Source organism: Pseudomonas mendocina, from assembly GCA_037482215.1.
Taxonomy (GTDB): Bacteria; Pseudomonadota; Gammaproteobacteria; order Pseudomonadales; family Pseudomonadaceae; genus Aquipseudomonas; species Aquipseudomonas mendocina_E.
Map to the genome: position 1 here is coordinate 2,399,812 of CP148074.1, position 16,594 is coordinate 2,416,405.

The following is a 16,594-nucleotide window of genomic DNA, read 5'->3' on the forward strand; positions in this document are numbered from 1 at the left end:
ACCGACGGACGGTAAAGTTTTTGCCAAAAAGCCGGGGCGATTTCGTCCAACATCAACGAGCCCACAGACACCATCCAGGCACCCGCGAGGTGTCGCTGGGCAAAGCCACCCGTACACGCATCAGTATACTTAGTATACTATGATTAAATTTTTCTATCACTACGAGTTGACAGATAGAGAAAGGTTGGCTAACTTAGTAACTGCAAGCTTGGCACCTCCCTAGCAGGCGGTGCTGTGATTTTCTGCCGAATAGGCAGCTTAGAGACACTCAGCCGTACCGAGCGACACCTCTGCCGAATAGGCAGTTTGATAATACCTGCTGTACCGTGCGTCACCTCTGCCGAATAGGCAGTTTGAAGATACCCGCTGTACCGTGCGTCACCCCTGCCGAATAGGCAGTCAAAAAGCCAGGGCTAACGCCCTGGCTTTTTTCATTCCGCCTTTCCCTCCGCATCACCAAATCAATTAACCATAGCGATCAGGCAGATCTTCTTCTCTGTCACACGTTGAGATTCGCTTCGAGCACCTCCTCGATAGAGTGAGAATTGCGGATGCGCGACCCGGCAAGGGCAGACAACTCGGCCTCGGTGAGGTCTAGAGGATCGCGGCAATTCCTTACCGCTGCCTGTTCAATCTCTATCAGTACCACCTCTTTCTCCCCATCCAAATGCTCCAAAACTAGGGTTTCTAAAGCAGCCTCGGCTTCTTCGATGGAGGCATAGATTTCACCAAATAGGCCGTTTACCTGATCTGCGAGCTGGTACATGGTGATTCTCCTAACTGTTAACCCGTAACCATCCGGGACGATTGAAATTCGACAACAGCCCCTCGCTTTTGGCCCTTCAGACGACCTACTTGCGGCGAAAACCAAGCCCCACGCCACATGAAGGGTGCTGCCAACCCCAAATTATCACATTAGCAATTGATCAAAATGAAAATATGGAATATATTTATCCCATAAAGCAGGGTAATCTCACCTTTGCTTGCGACTCTGCGGGGTATGAAATGAGTCCACAAGCCACGACCGAAAACCTGCTATCAGCCAACCAGCAGCCCTCGCTACCTGAAGGGGTAGAGCAACACGGCAAGGCTCTTCGCATCAGCTTTATGTACAACGGCGAGCGCTGCCGCGAGATCGTCTCGCGTGACAATTTGGATGAATTCAGCATTGCCCTTGCAGCTCGATTTCGAGGGCAAGTGCTCGAAGCTATCTCCAGGGGACGGTTTGACTATCGAGCTTTCTTCCCTGAATCACGCCATGCGCAAGCGATTAACCAAGAGCAGACCGCGTCCCGGAGCAAAACAAACTCGTTGGCAAATATGACCGTCAGAGAGGGGGTAGAGAGCTGGCTGGAAACTCAGCGCAGCGGCAAGGCCAAGTCCACTGCGGTTAACTACAGCAGCCGTGCTAAGCATGTGCTTAATGCCTTCGGCGAAAAGCGGCTGGCCGACGTAACAACGCAGGAGCTGCAACAGTTTAGAAATCGGCTCGTGAGGAGCCGAGAGAACCCGCAAGGGGTATCGCCAAAGACCGCCAACGACGTGCTGATCGTCGTCCGCGGTGTATGGTTTGACGCCTCTCGCAATGGCATTACAAGCGGTAATCGTGCCGAAGGAATCGAAAACCACCTCCTTGAGCGCGAGAGTAAAGCGGATCCCTTCTCGCTCGATGAGATGCAACAACTATTGAATGGCGATCCTAGTCAGCGCATCACGGCACGTATGCTAGTGCTCAACTGCTGGCTGGGGTTGTCTCGATCCGAGCTGGTGGCGCTGGCGGCTGAAGACGTCGATCTCAAACGCAAGAAGCTCAAGGTTAATCGAGCCCATGTTCACGGCGAGCATAAGGCTCCGAAGGTGAAAGCTCGTCGGCGGGAAATCGATCTGCTGGAACCCGCCATTGAGCTGCTCGAAGAGATCCTGGCTGATACTCAGCATCACTCTATGCAGTCCCTCGAAATCATCCGCCTGGACAACCTCTCCCTACGGCACGAAACCGTAAACTTGCTCTTCACGAATCCGCACACAGGTAAACCATGGAGCCAAAGTGCTTTGGATCGCTGGTTCAAAGCACATACAGAAGCCGTTGGCGTTCGTTACCGGGGTCTTAACCAGTGCCGACATACTTTTGCCAGCCGAGCACTGTCTCACTTTGCCCCAACGGAATGGGTGATCAAGCAACTGGGGCATACCGATGACCAGATGCTTAAAGATCACTATGCAGAGTGGATTCCAGAAGAGACAGGTCTGCCGCTCAGTCGTGTTGATGCCATCAACGAGGCCATGTGCGCAGGCTGGTCAGCCTGTTGAGGTTGCACATGAGAGGAGTCCTCTGGAGCATACACATACAATTCACGCCTCTTGTGCATGCTTGTACAGAGGCCTACCGAATTACCTGCATCAACATCCGCAATATCAGTACCTGCCCGCCATGGCCTGCTCCCCTGAAGCTCTCCCCAGGCTTTGCTCAACGGCGCAGTCGGTAAGCGAAGTCCATCTGCCCCTGCACCCGAATAACCTCAACACCCAATATCTCCACCCCGCTGGCCTGAAAAAAGCATTCCAGCCCATCGCAATCTAGACCTGTCCCGAAATGCCGCGCCCCGAACTCACCCTGGGGTAAGCATTGAGGAGCAAGCCCAGCGAGGTATTGCTGATGAATCACCCGAGCATCCAGGTAGCCTCCAACATCAATCTGGGTGACCGGAGCAGAAGACGTGGTTAATGCAGACGGCGCTCTGGTATGTGGAAGAAGCTCACGATCCGCCATGGTCTCTAGCTCATGCCGAATAAGCTCGCCAGCCCAAGAGGGGAACATCCAGTTTCTGAATTTGGGGACGTATCGACCGCTGTACTGCCGTGCCAGTCGCTTGAGCAGCTCAGCAATGAATGGACTGTACGCCACTGAGTTAACGACGACAGAGCCAAACTCCAGCACGCGCAGGTCAACCCACAGCCCTTGGATCGTGTACCTCAATCGCTCGGGCAGCTGAATACTTGGCTCAGGCTCCATGGGGCTTTCAACAGGCTGAGGCCTCGGCTCGCAAGCACCCATGACTTCAGGAAGCGGATACAGCCACTGCTTTAGTGTCGAGTCATGCAAGATCGCTCTTTTGAGTTCCAGCAGACCTTCCGCTGTCGGGGTTACAAGCATTCCACTCAAATCCAGCTCGACGGCGCGAATGCCCAACTGCTCAATCCGCGCCTGTTTCTCATCGTCGACATATGAGGTGCAGGCGAACTCAATTAGCAGGGGGCCATCCGGCAGCTCTGCGACCAGATCAGGTCTGAACGTCCCTAGCCACACTTCCTGCGCGACCGACTCAAAATCCCACCATGAGCTCTGATCATCCGAATCAGGCTGATGACCAGGCTGTGGGGGCAACTGCAACCCCAGGCTCTCCTGAACCACCTGTTTAGCGTACCGATGCAGAAAGCTTTCAGGCATGACCTCGCAAGGCATCTTCTGCGAGACATGGGAAAAATGGTGAATACGCTGCTGCCCTTTGCGGGCCACTACCGGCTCATTGCATTCAATACATCGGCATCCACACACAAGGCCCCGTTCTACCTCGTTAATCGAAACAACCCGGCATTGATCGTCTATCGCTATTGTCATCGTCATGAGGCATTCCACTGGAGTTGAGTAGGCCCCAGGGTGAAAATAAGCGCGGAGAAAAACCGCCCAGAACCGCCTTAATCCGGATAATCCGGTTTAAACCTCATATTTTTCAAAAACATAGGGATGTGCATGATCGAAGCACTTCAGCGTCTTCAGCAGCATCTGAAAGAGAATCCGGCACGCGGTCGCTCCTATGAAATCTTGTCTTTCATGGTTGATGAGGGACTCGCTCGGCCTGACTCCACTGAGAAACTGCGCTTCGAGGCCAAGGCCTTGCTTACAGGTTGCGGTACCGCCTCAGAGCAAGACATGGAACCCAAGGATTGGGTACCGGCCATTGCGATCCTGCGTCGCGCTCTTCGCCTGGCTCAACCTTCATCCTTGGAGCCTCGGCTTCAATTGGGTTACCAACCTGGTGGTGGCAGAGGCAACGTCAGCCTCTACTGGCTGGAACTAGCTCCTGAGCATGCCGCCGCAGAATCCCCTGAGATTGAGAGCGAGCCATCAACCACATTGCTCTATCGACGCTCTGGCAAGGGCGCCATCCAGCCCTCACTCGCCGCCTGGCCATTTTTACGTCATGGGGAGATGCGTAATCTCAGCATCAGGGGCATTAGTTTTCTGAGCTCCATCCTTTTGGGCAGCGCACTATGGGTTGCCCTGCTCGGAATCATGTTGCTGAGTTTGGGCCTGCGTGAGGGGCCCATTAACATGGGCAGTCTGATCACCCTATGCTTGAGTCTTGCAGGGTTTGTATTCATCTGGCGGGAGGTTTATTCGCCTTGGTTCCGCGTCATTGACAACTGTGTCGTCAAAGCCCCGCTCTGGGTCTCCGCTTTCAAAGAAGCCAGTTGCGAGCTTGAGATGTTCCGCCACGAGAGCTACCGCTGGACGCGCCTGGTACGCTTTTCGGCAGATTGCCCAATTTGCGGGAGTAATATTGAGCTCCAGCCTGGCAAGCCAGATCAAAAGCTTCCGCTGGTTGGTCGCTGTATCGAAAGCCCACATGCGCATGTCTACAGCTTTGACCGGATGACACTTCGCGGCACCTACCTGGGCCCGCCGATGCCGTCATGTACGGTTGAGTAAGTGATGCATATTTGCTGATCCAGACTTACCACAGCAGACACCCCATGATGCGGGTACCGAGAGGAATAATTGCGCCCCTGCGGGTCACTTACCGTCCTCCTTCGTTCAAGTGATGCCCTGAGCGAAGCTAAGTACTCGGGCTGGCCAGCATGCTGAGGTTGTTCGGGGTAGGAATGGTCTGCTCACATCGAGCGATGCCCGCTACTGAAGGCGACCTGGGGTGTCATGCATTCCACGTCGCCGCAGTTCGAGAAGCAGATCGAGTGAAGCCCGCCCTCCTTCACCGAAGGTCAGCACGACATACAAACTACCGCTGCGCGTGCGAAGCAACCAGTACTCGCCGCACTGATTTGCCTTCATTACGTCTGACGTTCGGATGCGGTGACCGTCTTGAAAGCGCCCCATCACATCGCCCTGAACGTGGTGGTGCACCCTCCCGATACAGCAGCCCGCCACAAACATCGCATTGGTCAGATACGCCGTAACAGGACGCCCAAAGTCCATTTTCATCGCGCAGGCTAGTTTCTCCCGCTCCGCGGGTGACAACCTCGCCCAGCTCACAGCGTCAACACCCGTGCTGGATCAAAGCCAGTTTCCTCACCTGGATAACCTCGTGGATTGAAAACACCGCTCGTGCCGGCAATCTTGTAATGCACAGCGCAGTGCGAAAGGCCGCCATAAAACTCGTGGTTACCCGGCACATACAGCACAGGCCCCTCAAAGGCTTGCCTGGCCCAAGAAACACCACGGCCTTTGACATGAATATCACCGGCCAGAATGATCACATCAGCTGCCGTGACCTGAGGCGCAAAGGGGCTGAATTCCAGGTGCAAATCTGACAGTACGTGAATACGCATTACGGCTCCCAAACACACAGGACAACACGTGAAATCAGTGTCGGAAATCAATCTGTCTTGCAGGAGTGATCGGCATTTTCCGAGCCCCTCAAGCCAGCCTCTCATTCCGAACGTGACAAGAGAGAGCCGCTTGAGATTGAGCTGATTATTTAATCGTTGGAGCCTAACGCGGAGCCATCAAGGCTCTGGCTGATCATTCTTTAATTCTCCTTTCGCTTGATCTCTCTGTCCGATTTGCCGCACGACTTCCTGAAGCATTAATGCTTTCTGAGACTTGCTAAATCCGTCTAATTTATAAACGTTAAGCAATATAGTCTGGATGATCAGGTAGTTATTGTCGAAAGCATACTGTCTGGCATTCTTGGGATCTGGCCAAATTGGAGCGATCAACATAATCAGCGCGTAAAGATGCCGATCATTGATAGCCCCCTTTCTATCTGGCAGAAGATTCTTTATTCGACTCCACTCCTTAATTTGTTCGGGGCTTAATAGTTTATTCTTTGCATAAACCTCCATATCATCATAAAAGCTAATAAACCCATTTCTCGACGCCTTCAGCATCGCGCTGCGCACTGCGGGGTCTGAGTGTGATAATTGAGGGGAGTCATTCCCTACAATTGAGTCCAGGCGCTCTTGAGTTATTTTTGCAAATAACGACGCAGCATTTACAATGGTTTTCTCTGTGCTGGCTGCAATGGCACTCTTTAAGAACGCCTTTAAATCACTCTCTGGAATTAAATAAACTACACCCCCCTCACTTCCCTCATCCACGTATGTTGTGATCCTGCCCTTCCATTGATATAGAACAGCCCCCTGGGCCTCCACCGGAATGCTCAGCAGATCCAAAAGGTCTGAAACATCATGACCAATCTCGTTTTCACCCTCATAGAAGTGACATTTTTTAGAATTGATTTCGTAGCTTCTGCGCATGGCATTTCCCCTATATGCTTTATATATAATTGCGCCTTGAGAACGAGCGAAGTCAACGCCCTTATGCTGAGAGCGCTATATATTTATTCTTAGTATTCAGACCGAGTACTTCTTGCTTCTAAGTACTGGCTAACCCCGTATTTCGTGAGGATCTCAACTCTTGCGACGATGAGGCCATGTGAACAATACGACCTTTATCCCGACGAGCTGGTCGACCAGCGCTGTATCCAAGCGCGGCCCCTCACCTGGGTAACCTCGCGAGTTGATCACGACATCCTCCTGACTGAGCACAGGCGCTCATTCTTCAGTCTCAGCTGGCATCGAAGCCTGTGTGCGAGCCGGGTAGAACCGTAACCATAAATGGAGCAATGCCCTGCCAGGCCCAGGCCACGGCGACCTCTTCCAAGCGGACAGGGCAACACGTGAAATCAGAACCGCGGATAGATCAGCAGTGGATTCAGCGCATTTTCCAAAGCGAGTGTTGCGCCATCCCCATAACGAAACACAGCACCCGAGGGCACGGTAAAAAACCAGTCGGTTTTAAAATCGGCTCCTGTGACCTCATGAAGTGTTACTAAGGGTTCCAGTGTCCATTCATCACGCCCGGTCATATGCATGGGCAGCATAACCTGAGCTTTAACGGATAGGGCTCTCTCATCAAGGCCAGCCCACTTCATGAAACATTTAAACTCTTCAATACCGCTGGGCAACACTTGTGTGTAGTAAACTCCGTCTTCTGCCTTAATCTCTACTCGTAAATGAAACCACGGCAATGCAAACTCCAGCTCAACCATCCCAAAATACATAGACCCTGGTTCAGGCTCGAGAATCTCACCCCTCTTAGCCATCCAGTCACGCGATGCCCTGAACATAACTATCACCCCTAGTCATTAAATATCTAACCCGCTCTATTAACCGCTCACATCCCCCAATAATCTCCACGAGTTATCAGCCCAAAATCCTGATCATCCAGTGGTTCTTCATCGAAAAGACGCTGTACCCGACGCTCTTGCCGGATGTACGCCAGCACCTGGAAGAAACAGGCTTCGCACAACTGGACACGGTAATGCTCACCGTCATGCCGCGAGCCATAGCCCCACCTGGCGTGCAGCAGCCCAGACTGTTGGCCATAGCCCGGCATGCGTAGATCGCTCCCGCAAAGATCGCAGCACACCGCCTCGGGTAACGGATCGGTGGTAGCCATAACTTCACTCAAAAAATGCTCATGACCGTTGCAAACTCGGCCTGCTTGCGCTGGCCGTTTCCGACCAACACGTACAGCGTGTTACGCGTCTGAAAGAAGCAATCCTCGCTAAAGCTCACCAACGGCGTGGTGCGCACCCAATCGCCGACATCAAATCGCCGCCGGCTATCAAACAAAACGTTATGTGCATACAGCACTACCGGCTGCAAACCAGCGGAACGGAACTTCTCTTGCGCCTCTGCGGAAAGAGTGAGATCAATCCAATTCCAGTTCTCGACTACACAAAAATCCATCCAAGACGCACGGCCTCTGGCCTCCACACGCGCACGCGCCTGCTCCCAGCTCATTTGAATGCCAGGCATCACTTCGCCAGGGCCGTGTAACAACGCTGCAATCTTGTTTAACTCACTCATCATCCACCCCAGCTATCCCGGTATATCTCGCCTAACCTGAATTCAGGGTGCAACTTGCCTGCCTTGGATAACCTGCCCCAAGGCGTAGAGATCGATGCCCCAAATGAAAACGCAGTGACGAATTCGCCTGCATTAATCAGCGAACTGGAAATGCGGTTTAAAGTTATTAACCCTAAACCACCCTGGTTATCCGCCCTTCCCGTCGATCTGCTTGCTCACCCTACCGACTCCATTGCCACAACGTGCAAATAGAATAGATGCAAAGAGTGCATACTCGTCAACCCTAAACAGCAAACTTTTTTCATGCCGTATTTATAATACATATATATTGACAAGTTTCAGCCAAGTTAACTGCCAATATAAATTCAGCATACTTTTGATATTAACCGCGCCCTCGCCCTGAAGCCCCTCGCACGGGTGCGAGGGCACTGCATCAGGCTCACCTGCGAACGAGCACACGCCTCGCCCGCGCGTGAGGAGCAGGCCCCATTACCGACACAGTTACCGTCCTGCCACTGAATCAGTCTTCTCTCCTGACCCACCTCCGCCCCACAGATGATCTGTAGGGCATCGCTTTCGTGTGGCGAATTGATGACCTGTAGGTGATCACCCTGGGCATCGGATTGGTGGCCTGCGGGACATTGCCCTACGCCATGCGATGACCTGCGAGGCATTGCACCTGAAACTAGGCGATGACCCACAGGGCATCAGATGAGGGCTGTCACTCGATAACCTACAGGTCATCGATTACTCCGCTGCGACGGATGACCTGTAGGGCATTCGCCCCTCTCTGCGGCTTGATGTCCTACAGGTCATCGCGCCACCACTGCGATGAATGACCTGCGGGGCATTGACCTTCCTCCATGCGATGGCCTTGAAGCCATAAGGTCTACGTCTCTGCTTGGCGCATTACCAACCGATGGCCTTAAGGGCAGCAGATTTGATCTGTGGATCGATGACCTACAGGACATCAACACCACCACAACAATGGATGTCCTTCAGGGCATGCAATGGTTCAGCCCCAGGCCGCCAGCCACCAATTGAGCGGTCTTACTAGACGCGACCCGCTCTAAAACGGGCATTCCAGACGCTACACTCAATTACGATTAAATCATTATCACATACGGGTTGACACGCAATTGAGAGATCCATATGATCTGCACCATCGGTTAAGGAAACCATCATGTCTCTCAATCTCGACAGCGTCGGCAAGCGTGTTGCTTATGCCCGTAAATACCGCAGCCTGACCCAGCAGGAGCTGGCTGATCGGGCCGGTGTGGCGCAGTCGAGCCTTGCCTCGCTTGAGGCAGGACGCAACAAAGGCTCTCGCAGCCTGGTGAGCCTGGCAAAGGCTTTGGACGTACCTGCCGAATGGCTGGACAGCGGCCATAACCATGAACAGACCATGGACTTGCTGCGTAGTAATTTGCGCTCTATTCCTTCAGCTGCGGATCAGATTGTTCAGCGGATGCTCAGCGATGCGGTGCCAGGGGAGCAGAGCGCTGCTTATATGCAATCCGAGATCAGTCCTACTGACACGGTGCAGCCCATTGGCTTGAAGCTACTGGCTTGGACAGCTCGATCCCTGCTCGACCCCGATACTGCTTATAAGCAGAATCTGGAACAGCAACGTCGTTTTCAGTGGCCTTTCCCGTATAGCCCGCGTGCATTTCTGCTCCGCGCTACCCGAGACTTTTTCATTCCAAATTTGCGTGAAGATGACTTTCTGTTGATTGAACCAGACGCTCCTGTTGAGGCCGGTCGAGACATCGTTGTCGTACGCGTTGATGACGAAATTCGCTTAGGCCGTGTCATGGACACCCCGAGCGGACAGTTTCTGCTTTTCGCGATTAACGCAGGCGAGGAAGAGCTACACCCCTTAGATGCCAGCATGCGCGTTGCAGGAGTCATTGCTAGTCGGCTTCAGAGGTTTTGATTTTTTTTGCCCTATTCAATCGTTTTAACGCTTACAAGGCAAATCATTTAAAGGAATTGAATCGTTAATGCGCCGAATCATGCGACTGAAAGAAGTGACCCACGTATGCGGGATAGCACGCAGCACCATTTATTTATGGATGAGCCAAGGACGATTTCCCCAGAAGCGCCAGATAGGTGGCGGCAGAGTTGGCTGGGACAGTGAAGAGATCGAGCGATGGATAAGCCATCAACTCGATGGTGAAGAGGTGGGTCGGGGGAAAGGTCATGAGCAGCAGTCAAGAGCTCATTAGCATCAGAGAGTTCCAACGTCGAGTGTGGGGCGAGAACGGTACGCCTCTGAGTCGGCAGTCAATCCGCAATCACCTCCTCAACTGCAAGCTGCCGGGCAAGCAGGTGGTAGGCAACTGGTACGTCGACTGGAGCGAGTACCAAGCGCAAAACGCGGATGACTTCGTTGAAAAAGTGCTGGCAGGACGGTGATCAATGGCTAGACCACGGAAAAAAGCTAATCGCGAACTGCCCCTGAATTTGTATTACAGCAAAGACACCAAGGCCTATCGCTATAAAGACACTATCAAGAACAAATGGCACAACTTCGGCCTTGACCGTCAGAAAGCCATCAAGAGCGCACAAATTTTGAATGCGAAATTGATGGTTAACACTGATCTGATTGCAGCGGTGATGGCTGATCACACACTGACAGTTTCTTCATTTATTGAAGAGTACAAAGAAAAAGTGATGCCGGAGAGAAATCTCAAGAAAAGCACCGAGGAGAACTACTTGATTCGCCTGAAGCAAATTGACAACGCCTTCGGTCACCTGCCCTTGAACATGGTGTCACTCAAACAAATCAGCGATTTCCTAAGCGCAATCGACTCTATACGCGCCAGTAATCAGGCTAGAGCACGCATCATCGACCTGTTTAACCAAGCCGCTGCGCGTGGCCTAGTAGAAAGCAACGTGGCTGAAAAAACCCTTAAACGCAATGAGCGCAAAGTGCGAAAGCGTCACACCAAAGAAGGTATCAAGGCCATCCGCGAACATGCACCGATGTGGCTGAAGAATGCCATCGACCTGGCACTGCTGATTTCGCAACGCCGCTGCGACCTGCTGAATCTGCGCTTTGATGGGATCAAAGATGGCTACATGTACGTCATCCAGCAGAAAACCAGCGATCAAACTGACGCATCCTGGCTGAAGATGGAGATCACGCCTGCCTTTCAAAAGGTTATTGATCAGTGCCGTGATGAGGTGGAGTCCCCTTTCTTAATTCACCGCCAGCCGGATCGAAAGCGTGACTGCGAAAACAAAGAGCATCCCACTCAAATCACAGGCCACTACCTAAGCACCGAGTTTAAAAAAGCCCGAGACGCGGCTCAGTGTTACCCGACCTACACAGCAAAAGAGATGCCCGGCTTGCACGAGATCCGGGGCACCTCTTTGAAGATGTACCAGATGGCAGGCAAAGACGCACAGAAGATCGCAGGCCACGCCAGCCCCGACATGACGCTGAACTACCTCAAGGGCCACGAGTTTGCCGAATGGGTTGAGGTCTCCCCCGATCTAGACATCAGCGAGTTCACAGACGACTAGGCCGCAACAAACACACTGAACAACTGAAAGGAAAACTAATGAACGCACAGCCCCAACACGGAATGATCACCATCGCCAACGATGGCCCGCTGATCACACACACTAACTACTGGCAGTCCGAGTATTTTCACTCCGGATACGCGCTGTTGTCGTGGAATGCCGGCGTCGCTCGACTTCTACTGCCAGATTCCATGAAGCCCGGACTGCGTGACATGAAAACAGCGAAGCATGTAATTATCTCTCGCGGGCCCATGCTCCACGCTGGTGGTCGAGACGGTTTGGAGATTCTGTTTGAGGACTTCAGCGATCAACCCTATGCGCTGTCCATGGGCACCGAACAAGCTCTGCAAGTGCCAGCTGACGCGGTACGGGAGAATTTCAGACTGACCGTCTGGACACGTGGCGGATTTAAGCAGAGTCACCGTGCAATGTTTCGTCGAGTGGCCCAGCTTCCGTGCATGGCCCCCTGGGGAAGCATCTAGCCTCAAATGGCAGGTATCTCCTTGCTACTTGGCTCTAACCGCCAAAAGCTGGTCGACTCGCGTGGTGTAGCACGGGCTCAACAGCTCACGCTTCATAGCCCAACCAGGCGAGTTCGGTACACCACCTGGGCGAAGGGTGCCCCGTCCCCATCTATTGTTAATCGCATCCAGCACCGCCATGACTTTCTGGGAGTCCGCGGACTGCATGGGCGCAAACAGATCCCCGGTGAACTCCCCTCGCTGGCACAAGTCGAGCAGCAGCACTTCGGCTTTTGAGAAGGCAAATCCTGGGCGATAAATCTGCTCCAACCCTTCTAGGGCCAAGCGAGTTATTAAACGCGTGTCGTCACTCGGATACGGCAACTCTAGCAGCGCCCCCCTGACAAACCTCGGCTCATCGGGATTGAACATGCCAGTGCGAATACTGACCCGCACACGCTTACATACCGAGCCTTGGGCCCGAAGCTTTTCGCAGGCCCGGGCTGTGTATGCGGCTACCGCCTCCCGAATTGGCGCCAGCTCGTGTAACCGCACCCCGAACATCCTGCTGCAACAAATTTCCTGTTTCGGCGGCGCAGCATCATCGAGCTCTGCGCAAGGAACGCCTTGGAGCTCTCGCGCAGTCCTTTCGAGCACCACGCTAAAGCGTGCGCGTAATGTCGCAGTGTCTGCATGAGCGAGATCGGCGGCTGTTTTGATATTCATGTCATGCAGCCGCGCAGCCAATCGAGCCCCTACACCCCAGACTTCCTGTACCGGAGTCACCGCCAATAGCTTGCTTCGTCGGCTCGAATCGGTGATATCCACTACCCCGCCGGTCTGTTTCTGCCAACGCTTCGCTGCATAGTTCGCGAGCTTTGCCAACGTTTTGGTAGGCCCAATCCCCACCCCCGTTGGGATACCTGTAACAGCCAAAATCTTGGCCCGAATTTCTCGCCCCATCGAATCAAGGTTTTGGAGAACGCCGGTCAACTCAGCAAATGCTTCGTCGATGCTGTACACCTCAAGAGCAGGCACCATGCTCTCGATGACAGTCATCACGCGCTCACTCATGTCACCGTACAGGGCGTAGTTCGAGCTAAAACCAACACCACCCGCCGCCTCAAAAGCTCGGCGGATTTGGAACCAGGGCGCCCCCATCTTGATACCCAGCGCTTTGGCTTCAGCGGTTCGACTGACTACGCAGCCATCGTTGTTAGACAGCACCACGATGGGTGTCCGCGCCAGCGCTGGGCGAAACACGCGCTCACAGCTGCAATAGAAGGCATTGCAATCAATGAGAGCAAAAACTCGGTCATGCATGGGCCCGCCCTGCCCTGCATAGCCCTACATACACACCCCAAATCTGAAAGTCTTCCGCTTCCAAGACATAGCGTGGTGGGTACTGAGGATTGGCTGACGCCAGGATGATCTGATGCTGGTCACCACTCAGTATCTTCAGAAGCAACTCCCCATTGAGACAAGCCACCACAACATCGCCACGGCGAGGCGTTAGGCTTTTGTCTACGAGCACCAGATCGCCATCGAGGATGCCGAGCCCTTGCAGGCTATCGCCTGCTACGCGCACCACGTAGAGCTGAGGGCGGTGCAGCTGAAAAAGCTCATCGAAGGAGATACGCTGCTCAAGATGATCCTGGGCAGGACTAGGGAATCCTGCTGGAACGGATGGGAGGTAGAACGGGAGGGAGGCGGTCGTTCGAGAAACTGAGCCCAGGATAGTGATACTGTCCACGATAAATGCCGAATACTGTACATATAAACAGTATATCGCACATCTCGAAACTGCATAGCCAGGGTATGAGAACAGGGCCTGTCCTGCCCCAGCTCGGCGCCTGATCTCGCACCTGCTAGGTTAGCGCTCAGTGACATCCTTCAGTGCATGAAATCCATGGAGCTCCTTATCCCAGAGGTAGCCGCCAAGCTTCGAGACACTGACAAACCACTCGCGACGCTCACCATCAATGGTCAGAACGATACGGCGATTACTGACGAAGTCACCGTCGAAGCTCATTGAGTAGTCATCAACTTGCAGTCTCTCGCCCGGCGCAATCACGGCAGAAACTGCAATCCCATCCTTGAACGCAGAGCCTGCTGCCTGGTACTCATCGACACCATCATCTGTGCTCGCATACGCATACAGTGACCGGCAGATATAGGTGATGGGCTTCGCTGTTCGATTCACCAGCCATACGGGCTGTTTGTCTGAGCACCGCGGGAAAAACGGTATTGCCAAGTACAAGCCAGAGGGCAGTTCCTGCTCGTAGGCGTCGAGGTTAGCCAGCGCGATCAAATCAGAGATCTCTGCGCGACGCTGCGCTAGCACAGCGAAGACATCATCATCCATTCGCGGGCGAGCCCCGAGAAAAGACTCAAGGGCATCGCAGGCAGAGGTCACCCGGGCGTAGCGAGCCAGCGCCTCTGCGTGACGCTCAGCTACCAGTGGGTGGCAGTCGCTGGCCAAGCGTGATGCCCGGCTCATGACCTCATCATGAATCGGTCGGTGATACATCTGATCCTCGGAGTGATACGGCTTTATCGCCTCAGCAGAAAATTTCCTCGTCAGTTCCCTATCGAAGCCACCAGCAGCGAACAAATACTGAGCCCGCCTTCACCACAGGCCTTAGGCAGGCTGACTCCTAGAGGAAAATCACAATGAGCGATAAAAGCGACCGCGACAACCATGCAAATCAACTGAATGAAAACAACGATGCGTACTGGCAGTCGCGTGGCTATGACGAGCGCCCGGACGACTGGGAAGACCGCTCAGACGAGGATCAGTAAGATGACCAAGCCCTACAAAGCCCCCCAAGACGCTAAAGCTGACCAGCAAAACGCAAACAAAGGAACAAAAGGCACGAACTCCCTCTACGACAAAAGGCAGGGTAATCGAGGAAAACAGCTCAACCCAAATCAACAAAAATAACGCTATCTGACAGTTAATAAGGGGCTTCAAGATTGCGGCCCCTTTCTACTAAGATCAAGAAATTAAGCGCAGTCTGTAAACACACCGAACCCCGACTATCAAAGACTCTAAAATGGTCTCGACAGATGATATAGGTTGAGCACAATCACAACTTTGATCGATATGGGGATAAGGAATTAACTAATCTTTATCCATACCATTGACGGTAAAAGCAAATGAAATCAGGACGGGGCACCGATATAAACGCCAAAATCCTGTTCCTTATATTCAACCCTTCCATCGACCAGGACAGTTACACCCATGTAATGGAGGCCCGTATAGGCCGTTCCTCTCCAGTAGCTTGCCCAATACTCTCCGCGCTCGCGATTGTACTGTGCATCAACATCTTTCTCATACGTGAGCTCATCACCAGCCTCTACTCCATGATTTTTCACCCTAAAGCGTACCTGTACCTTACCAATGGTATAGGGGAGGGAAAATTTAGCCTTAAAATCTACCCCTACTCCTTTGGGTAACCCACGAGAGCATGCATGGTAAGCATCGGGATTTGAATAAACAATATTTTCCTTAGGCTTGATCAGCGCTGATATTTTTATTGGGGCGTCCTGCCATTCAGGCTTAGGTAATAAGGCGAAGTATTTTTCCTGCTTTAAAACATATTTCTTATAATTCACAGGCCGCCCATCGACACCGGTATAATTCGGCATTACGTACCGCTCGACTGACTCCCCGCCATTTACACGCTTAAGCTCAGTCAATTCATCGTGAATATCCAGAAGTGACCGAATAGACTCGCCGATCATGACCCTATTGCGAGGAGCGCTCTGCTGTAGTTTTGCCGCGACATCAACATAAAAAGAGGTTGCCGTAACCTCTGATGAGCCCTGGAACCCGTACATACCCCAAAGGACATCGTCATGCTTCCCATAATCCACACCAACACGAATTCCAACATCGTCATCAACGTTATTCACCCGTAATTTAGGGGCTACAAGTTGCCGCATAAACTCTACGAGATAGCAACCACAGTTGACCGCATCAATTGCCGCATTGCGTGCAGAAACACCATCGGCCCGAAAGAAAGCCAAAACAGCGTCCCCCATGATACGGTGAACATGGCCATCAAAAGCCCGGATAGTTTCAATTGCACAACGAATTATCGTATTTTTTATGAAGAAAACTTCTTCAGGACTATAGATCAAGCCCAACTTCGTTGAACCCTTAATATCCATAAACAAAGAGACATTGAATCCGTATTCGCTCATACCCGGCGCAGTCAGATGTTTAAAATCAGGATGCCCTCCGATACTGTGCGCATTTGTTCGCTTCTTGCCGAACAAACCACGAATAGCTTCTTGAATACCAAACTCTGCCTCTGCAACATTGGCATTAGAAAGCATCTCGCCACTATCCATTCGACGTGCAGGTACGCTCTCATTAAGCGAATCCAACCCAAAACTAGTCGCTCTCAAACTCTTCGTGATAGAGCGATCAAAGACATGATCGAATGACTTATAAACATCCTTCAACGAAGACATAAAAC

General features: G+C 52.6%; 19 protein-coding genes and 1 pseudogene. 9 read left to right on the forward strand and 11 right to left on the reverse strand.

What is annotated here, in order from left to right; all coding sequences use genetic code 11:
- Positions 1 to 499 precede the first annotated feature (499 nt).
- Positions 500 to 766 carry a hypothetical protein gene (locus tag WG219_10955; GenBank protein WXL23877.1) on the reverse strand — a complete coding sequence of 89 codons (267 nt, stop codon included), beginning with the start codon at positions 764 to 766 and terminating at the stop codon, positions 500 to 502.
- Positions 767 to 807: 41 nt separating this feature from the next.
- On the opposite strand from WG219_10955, the gene WG219_10960 reads away from it, so the two are divergent.
- Positions 808 to 2,310: a DUF3596 domain-containing protein gene (locus WG219_10960; protein WXL23878.1), complete on the forward strand. Its 1,503-nt coding sequence runs from the start codon at positions 808 to 810 to the stop codon at positions 2,308 to 2,310.
- 157 nt (positions 2,311 to 2,467) lie between these two features.
- Here WG219_10960 and WG219_10965 read toward each other — a convergent pair whose 3' ends face one another.
- Entirely contained in the window at positions 2,468 to 3,517 is a 1,050-nt protein-coding gene (locus WG219_10965) for a hypothetical protein (GenBank protein WXL23879.1), read from the reverse strand.
- A 234-nt stretch (positions 3,518 to 3,751) separates the two neighbouring features.
- Between WG219_10965 and WG219_10970 the strand changes: the two genes are divergently transcribed.
- A complete protein-coding gene (locus tag WG219_10970) occupies positions 3,752 to 4,711 on the forward strand; it encodes a hypothetical protein (GenBank protein WXL23880.1) in 960 nt (319 codons plus the stop codon).
- 671 nt (positions 4,712 to 5,382) lie between these two features.
- Here the strand turns inward: WG219_10970 and WG219_10975 are convergent.
- The 5 genes and pseudogenes from WG219_10975 to WG219_10995 form a co-directional block, all read right to left on the reverse strand.
- A pseudogene (locus tag WG219_10975) lies at positions 5,383 to 5,568 on the reverse strand (metallophosphoesterase).
- Positions 5,569 to 5,745: 177 nt separating this feature from the next.
- Positions 5,746 to 6,498, reverse strand: a complete 753-nt coding sequence (locus WG219_10980) for a hypothetical protein (GenBank protein ID WXL23881.1) — start codon at positions 6,496 to 6,498, stop codon at positions 5,746 to 5,748.
- A 428-nt stretch (positions 6,499 to 6,926) separates the two neighbouring features.
- On the reverse strand, positions 6,927 to 7,292 hold the full coding sequence (locus WG219_10985; GenBank protein ID WXL23882.1) for a hypothetical protein: 366 nt from the start codon (positions 7,290 to 7,292) through the stop codon (positions 6,927 to 6,929).
- A 125-nt stretch (positions 7,293 to 7,417) separates the two neighbouring features.
- Positions 7,418 to 7,702: a hypothetical protein gene (locus WG219_10990; protein WXL27993.1), complete on the reverse strand. Its 285-nt coding sequence runs from the start codon at positions 7,700 to 7,702 to the stop codon at positions 7,418 to 7,420.
- Between the two features lie 8 nt (positions 7,703 to 7,710).
- Positions 7,711 to 8,115, reverse strand: coding sequence for a hypothetical protein (locus tag WG219_10995; GenBank protein WXL23883.1), 405 nt, complete (start codon positions 8,113 to 8,115; stop codon positions 7,711 to 7,713).
- Between the two features lie 1,183 nt (positions 8,116 to 9,298).
- Here WG219_10995 and WG219_11000 point away from each other — a divergent pair.
- From WG219_11000 to WG219_11020, 5 genes are all read left to right on the forward strand, one after another.
- Positions 9,299 to 10,051, forward strand: a complete 753-nt coding sequence (locus WG219_11000; protein ID WXL23884.1) for a LexA family transcriptional regulator — start codon at positions 9,299 to 9,301, stop codon at positions 10,049 to 10,051.
- 79 nt (positions 10,052 to 10,130) lie between these two features.
- Complete coding sequence (locus WG219_11005; protein WXL23885.1) at positions 10,131 to 10,343, forward strand: AlpA family transcriptional regulator; 213 nt, start codon at positions 10,131 to 10,133, stop codon at positions 10,341 to 10,343.
- A complete protein-coding gene (locus WG219_11010; protein ID WXL23886.1) occupies positions 10,318 to 10,533 on the forward strand; it encodes a hypothetical protein in 216 nt (71 codons plus the stop codon). The genes WG219_11005 and WG219_11010 overlap by 26 nt, the downstream gene beginning before the upstream one ends.
- A 3-nt stretch (positions 10,534 to 10,536) precedes the next feature.
- On the forward strand, positions 10,537 to 11,646 hold the full coding sequence (locus WG219_11015; GenBank protein ID WXL23887.1) for a tyrosine-type recombinase/integrase: 1,110 nt from the start codon (positions 10,537 to 10,539) through the stop codon (positions 11,644 to 11,646).
- Positions 11,647 to 11,684: 38 nt separating this feature from the next.
- On the forward strand, positions 11,685 to 12,128 hold the full coding sequence (locus WG219_11020; GenBank protein WXL23888.1) for a hypothetical protein: 444 nt from the start codon (positions 11,685 to 11,687) through the stop codon (positions 12,126 to 12,128).
- A 24-nt stretch (positions 12,129 to 12,152) separates the two neighbouring features.
- Here WG219_11020 and umuC read toward each other — a convergent pair whose 3' ends face one another.
- From umuC to WG219_11035, 3 genes are all read right to left on the reverse strand, one after another.
- A complete protein-coding gene (umuC, locus tag WG219_11025; GenBank protein WXL23889.1) occupies positions 12,153 to 13,430 on the reverse strand; it encodes a translesion error-prone DNA polymerase V subunit UmuC in 1,278 nt (425 codons plus the stop codon).
- Positions 13,423 to 13,860, reverse strand: a complete 438-nt coding sequence (locus WG219_11030) for a S24 family peptidase (protein ID WXL23890.1) — start codon at positions 13,858 to 13,860, stop codon at positions 13,423 to 13,425. Before WG219_11030 ends, umuC begins: the two co-directional genes overlap by 8 nt.
- Positions 13,861 to 13,980: 120 nt before the next feature.
- On the reverse strand, positions 13,981 to 14,607 hold the full coding sequence (locus tag WG219_11035) for a hypothetical protein (GenBank protein WXL23891.1): 627 nt from the start codon (positions 14,605 to 14,607) through the stop codon (positions 13,981 to 13,983).
- A 173-nt stretch (positions 14,608 to 14,780) separates the two neighbouring features.
- Here WG219_11035 and WG219_11040 point away from each other — a divergent pair, with 173 nt between their 5' ends.
- Entirely contained in the window at positions 14,781 to 14,909 is a 129-nt protein-coding gene (locus WG219_11040) for a hypothetical protein (GenBank protein ID WXL23892.1), read from the forward strand.
- A gap of 1 nt (position 14,910) precedes the next feature.
- Positions 14,911 to 15,051 carry a hypothetical protein gene (locus WG219_11045; protein ID WXL23893.1) on the forward strand — a complete coding sequence of 47 codons (141 nt, stop codon included), beginning with the start codon at positions 14,911 to 14,913 and terminating at the stop codon, positions 15,049 to 15,051.
- Positions 15,052 to 15,272: 221 nt separating this feature from the next.
- Here the strand turns inward: WG219_11045 and WG219_11050 are convergent, their stop codons facing one another.
- Complete coding sequence (locus tag WG219_11050) at positions 15,273 to 16,589, reverse strand: adenylate/guanylate cyclase domain-containing protein (protein WXL23894.1); 1,317 nt, start codon at positions 16,587 to 16,589, stop codon at positions 15,273 to 15,275.
- Positions 16,590 to 16,594 lie beyond the last annotated feature (5 nt).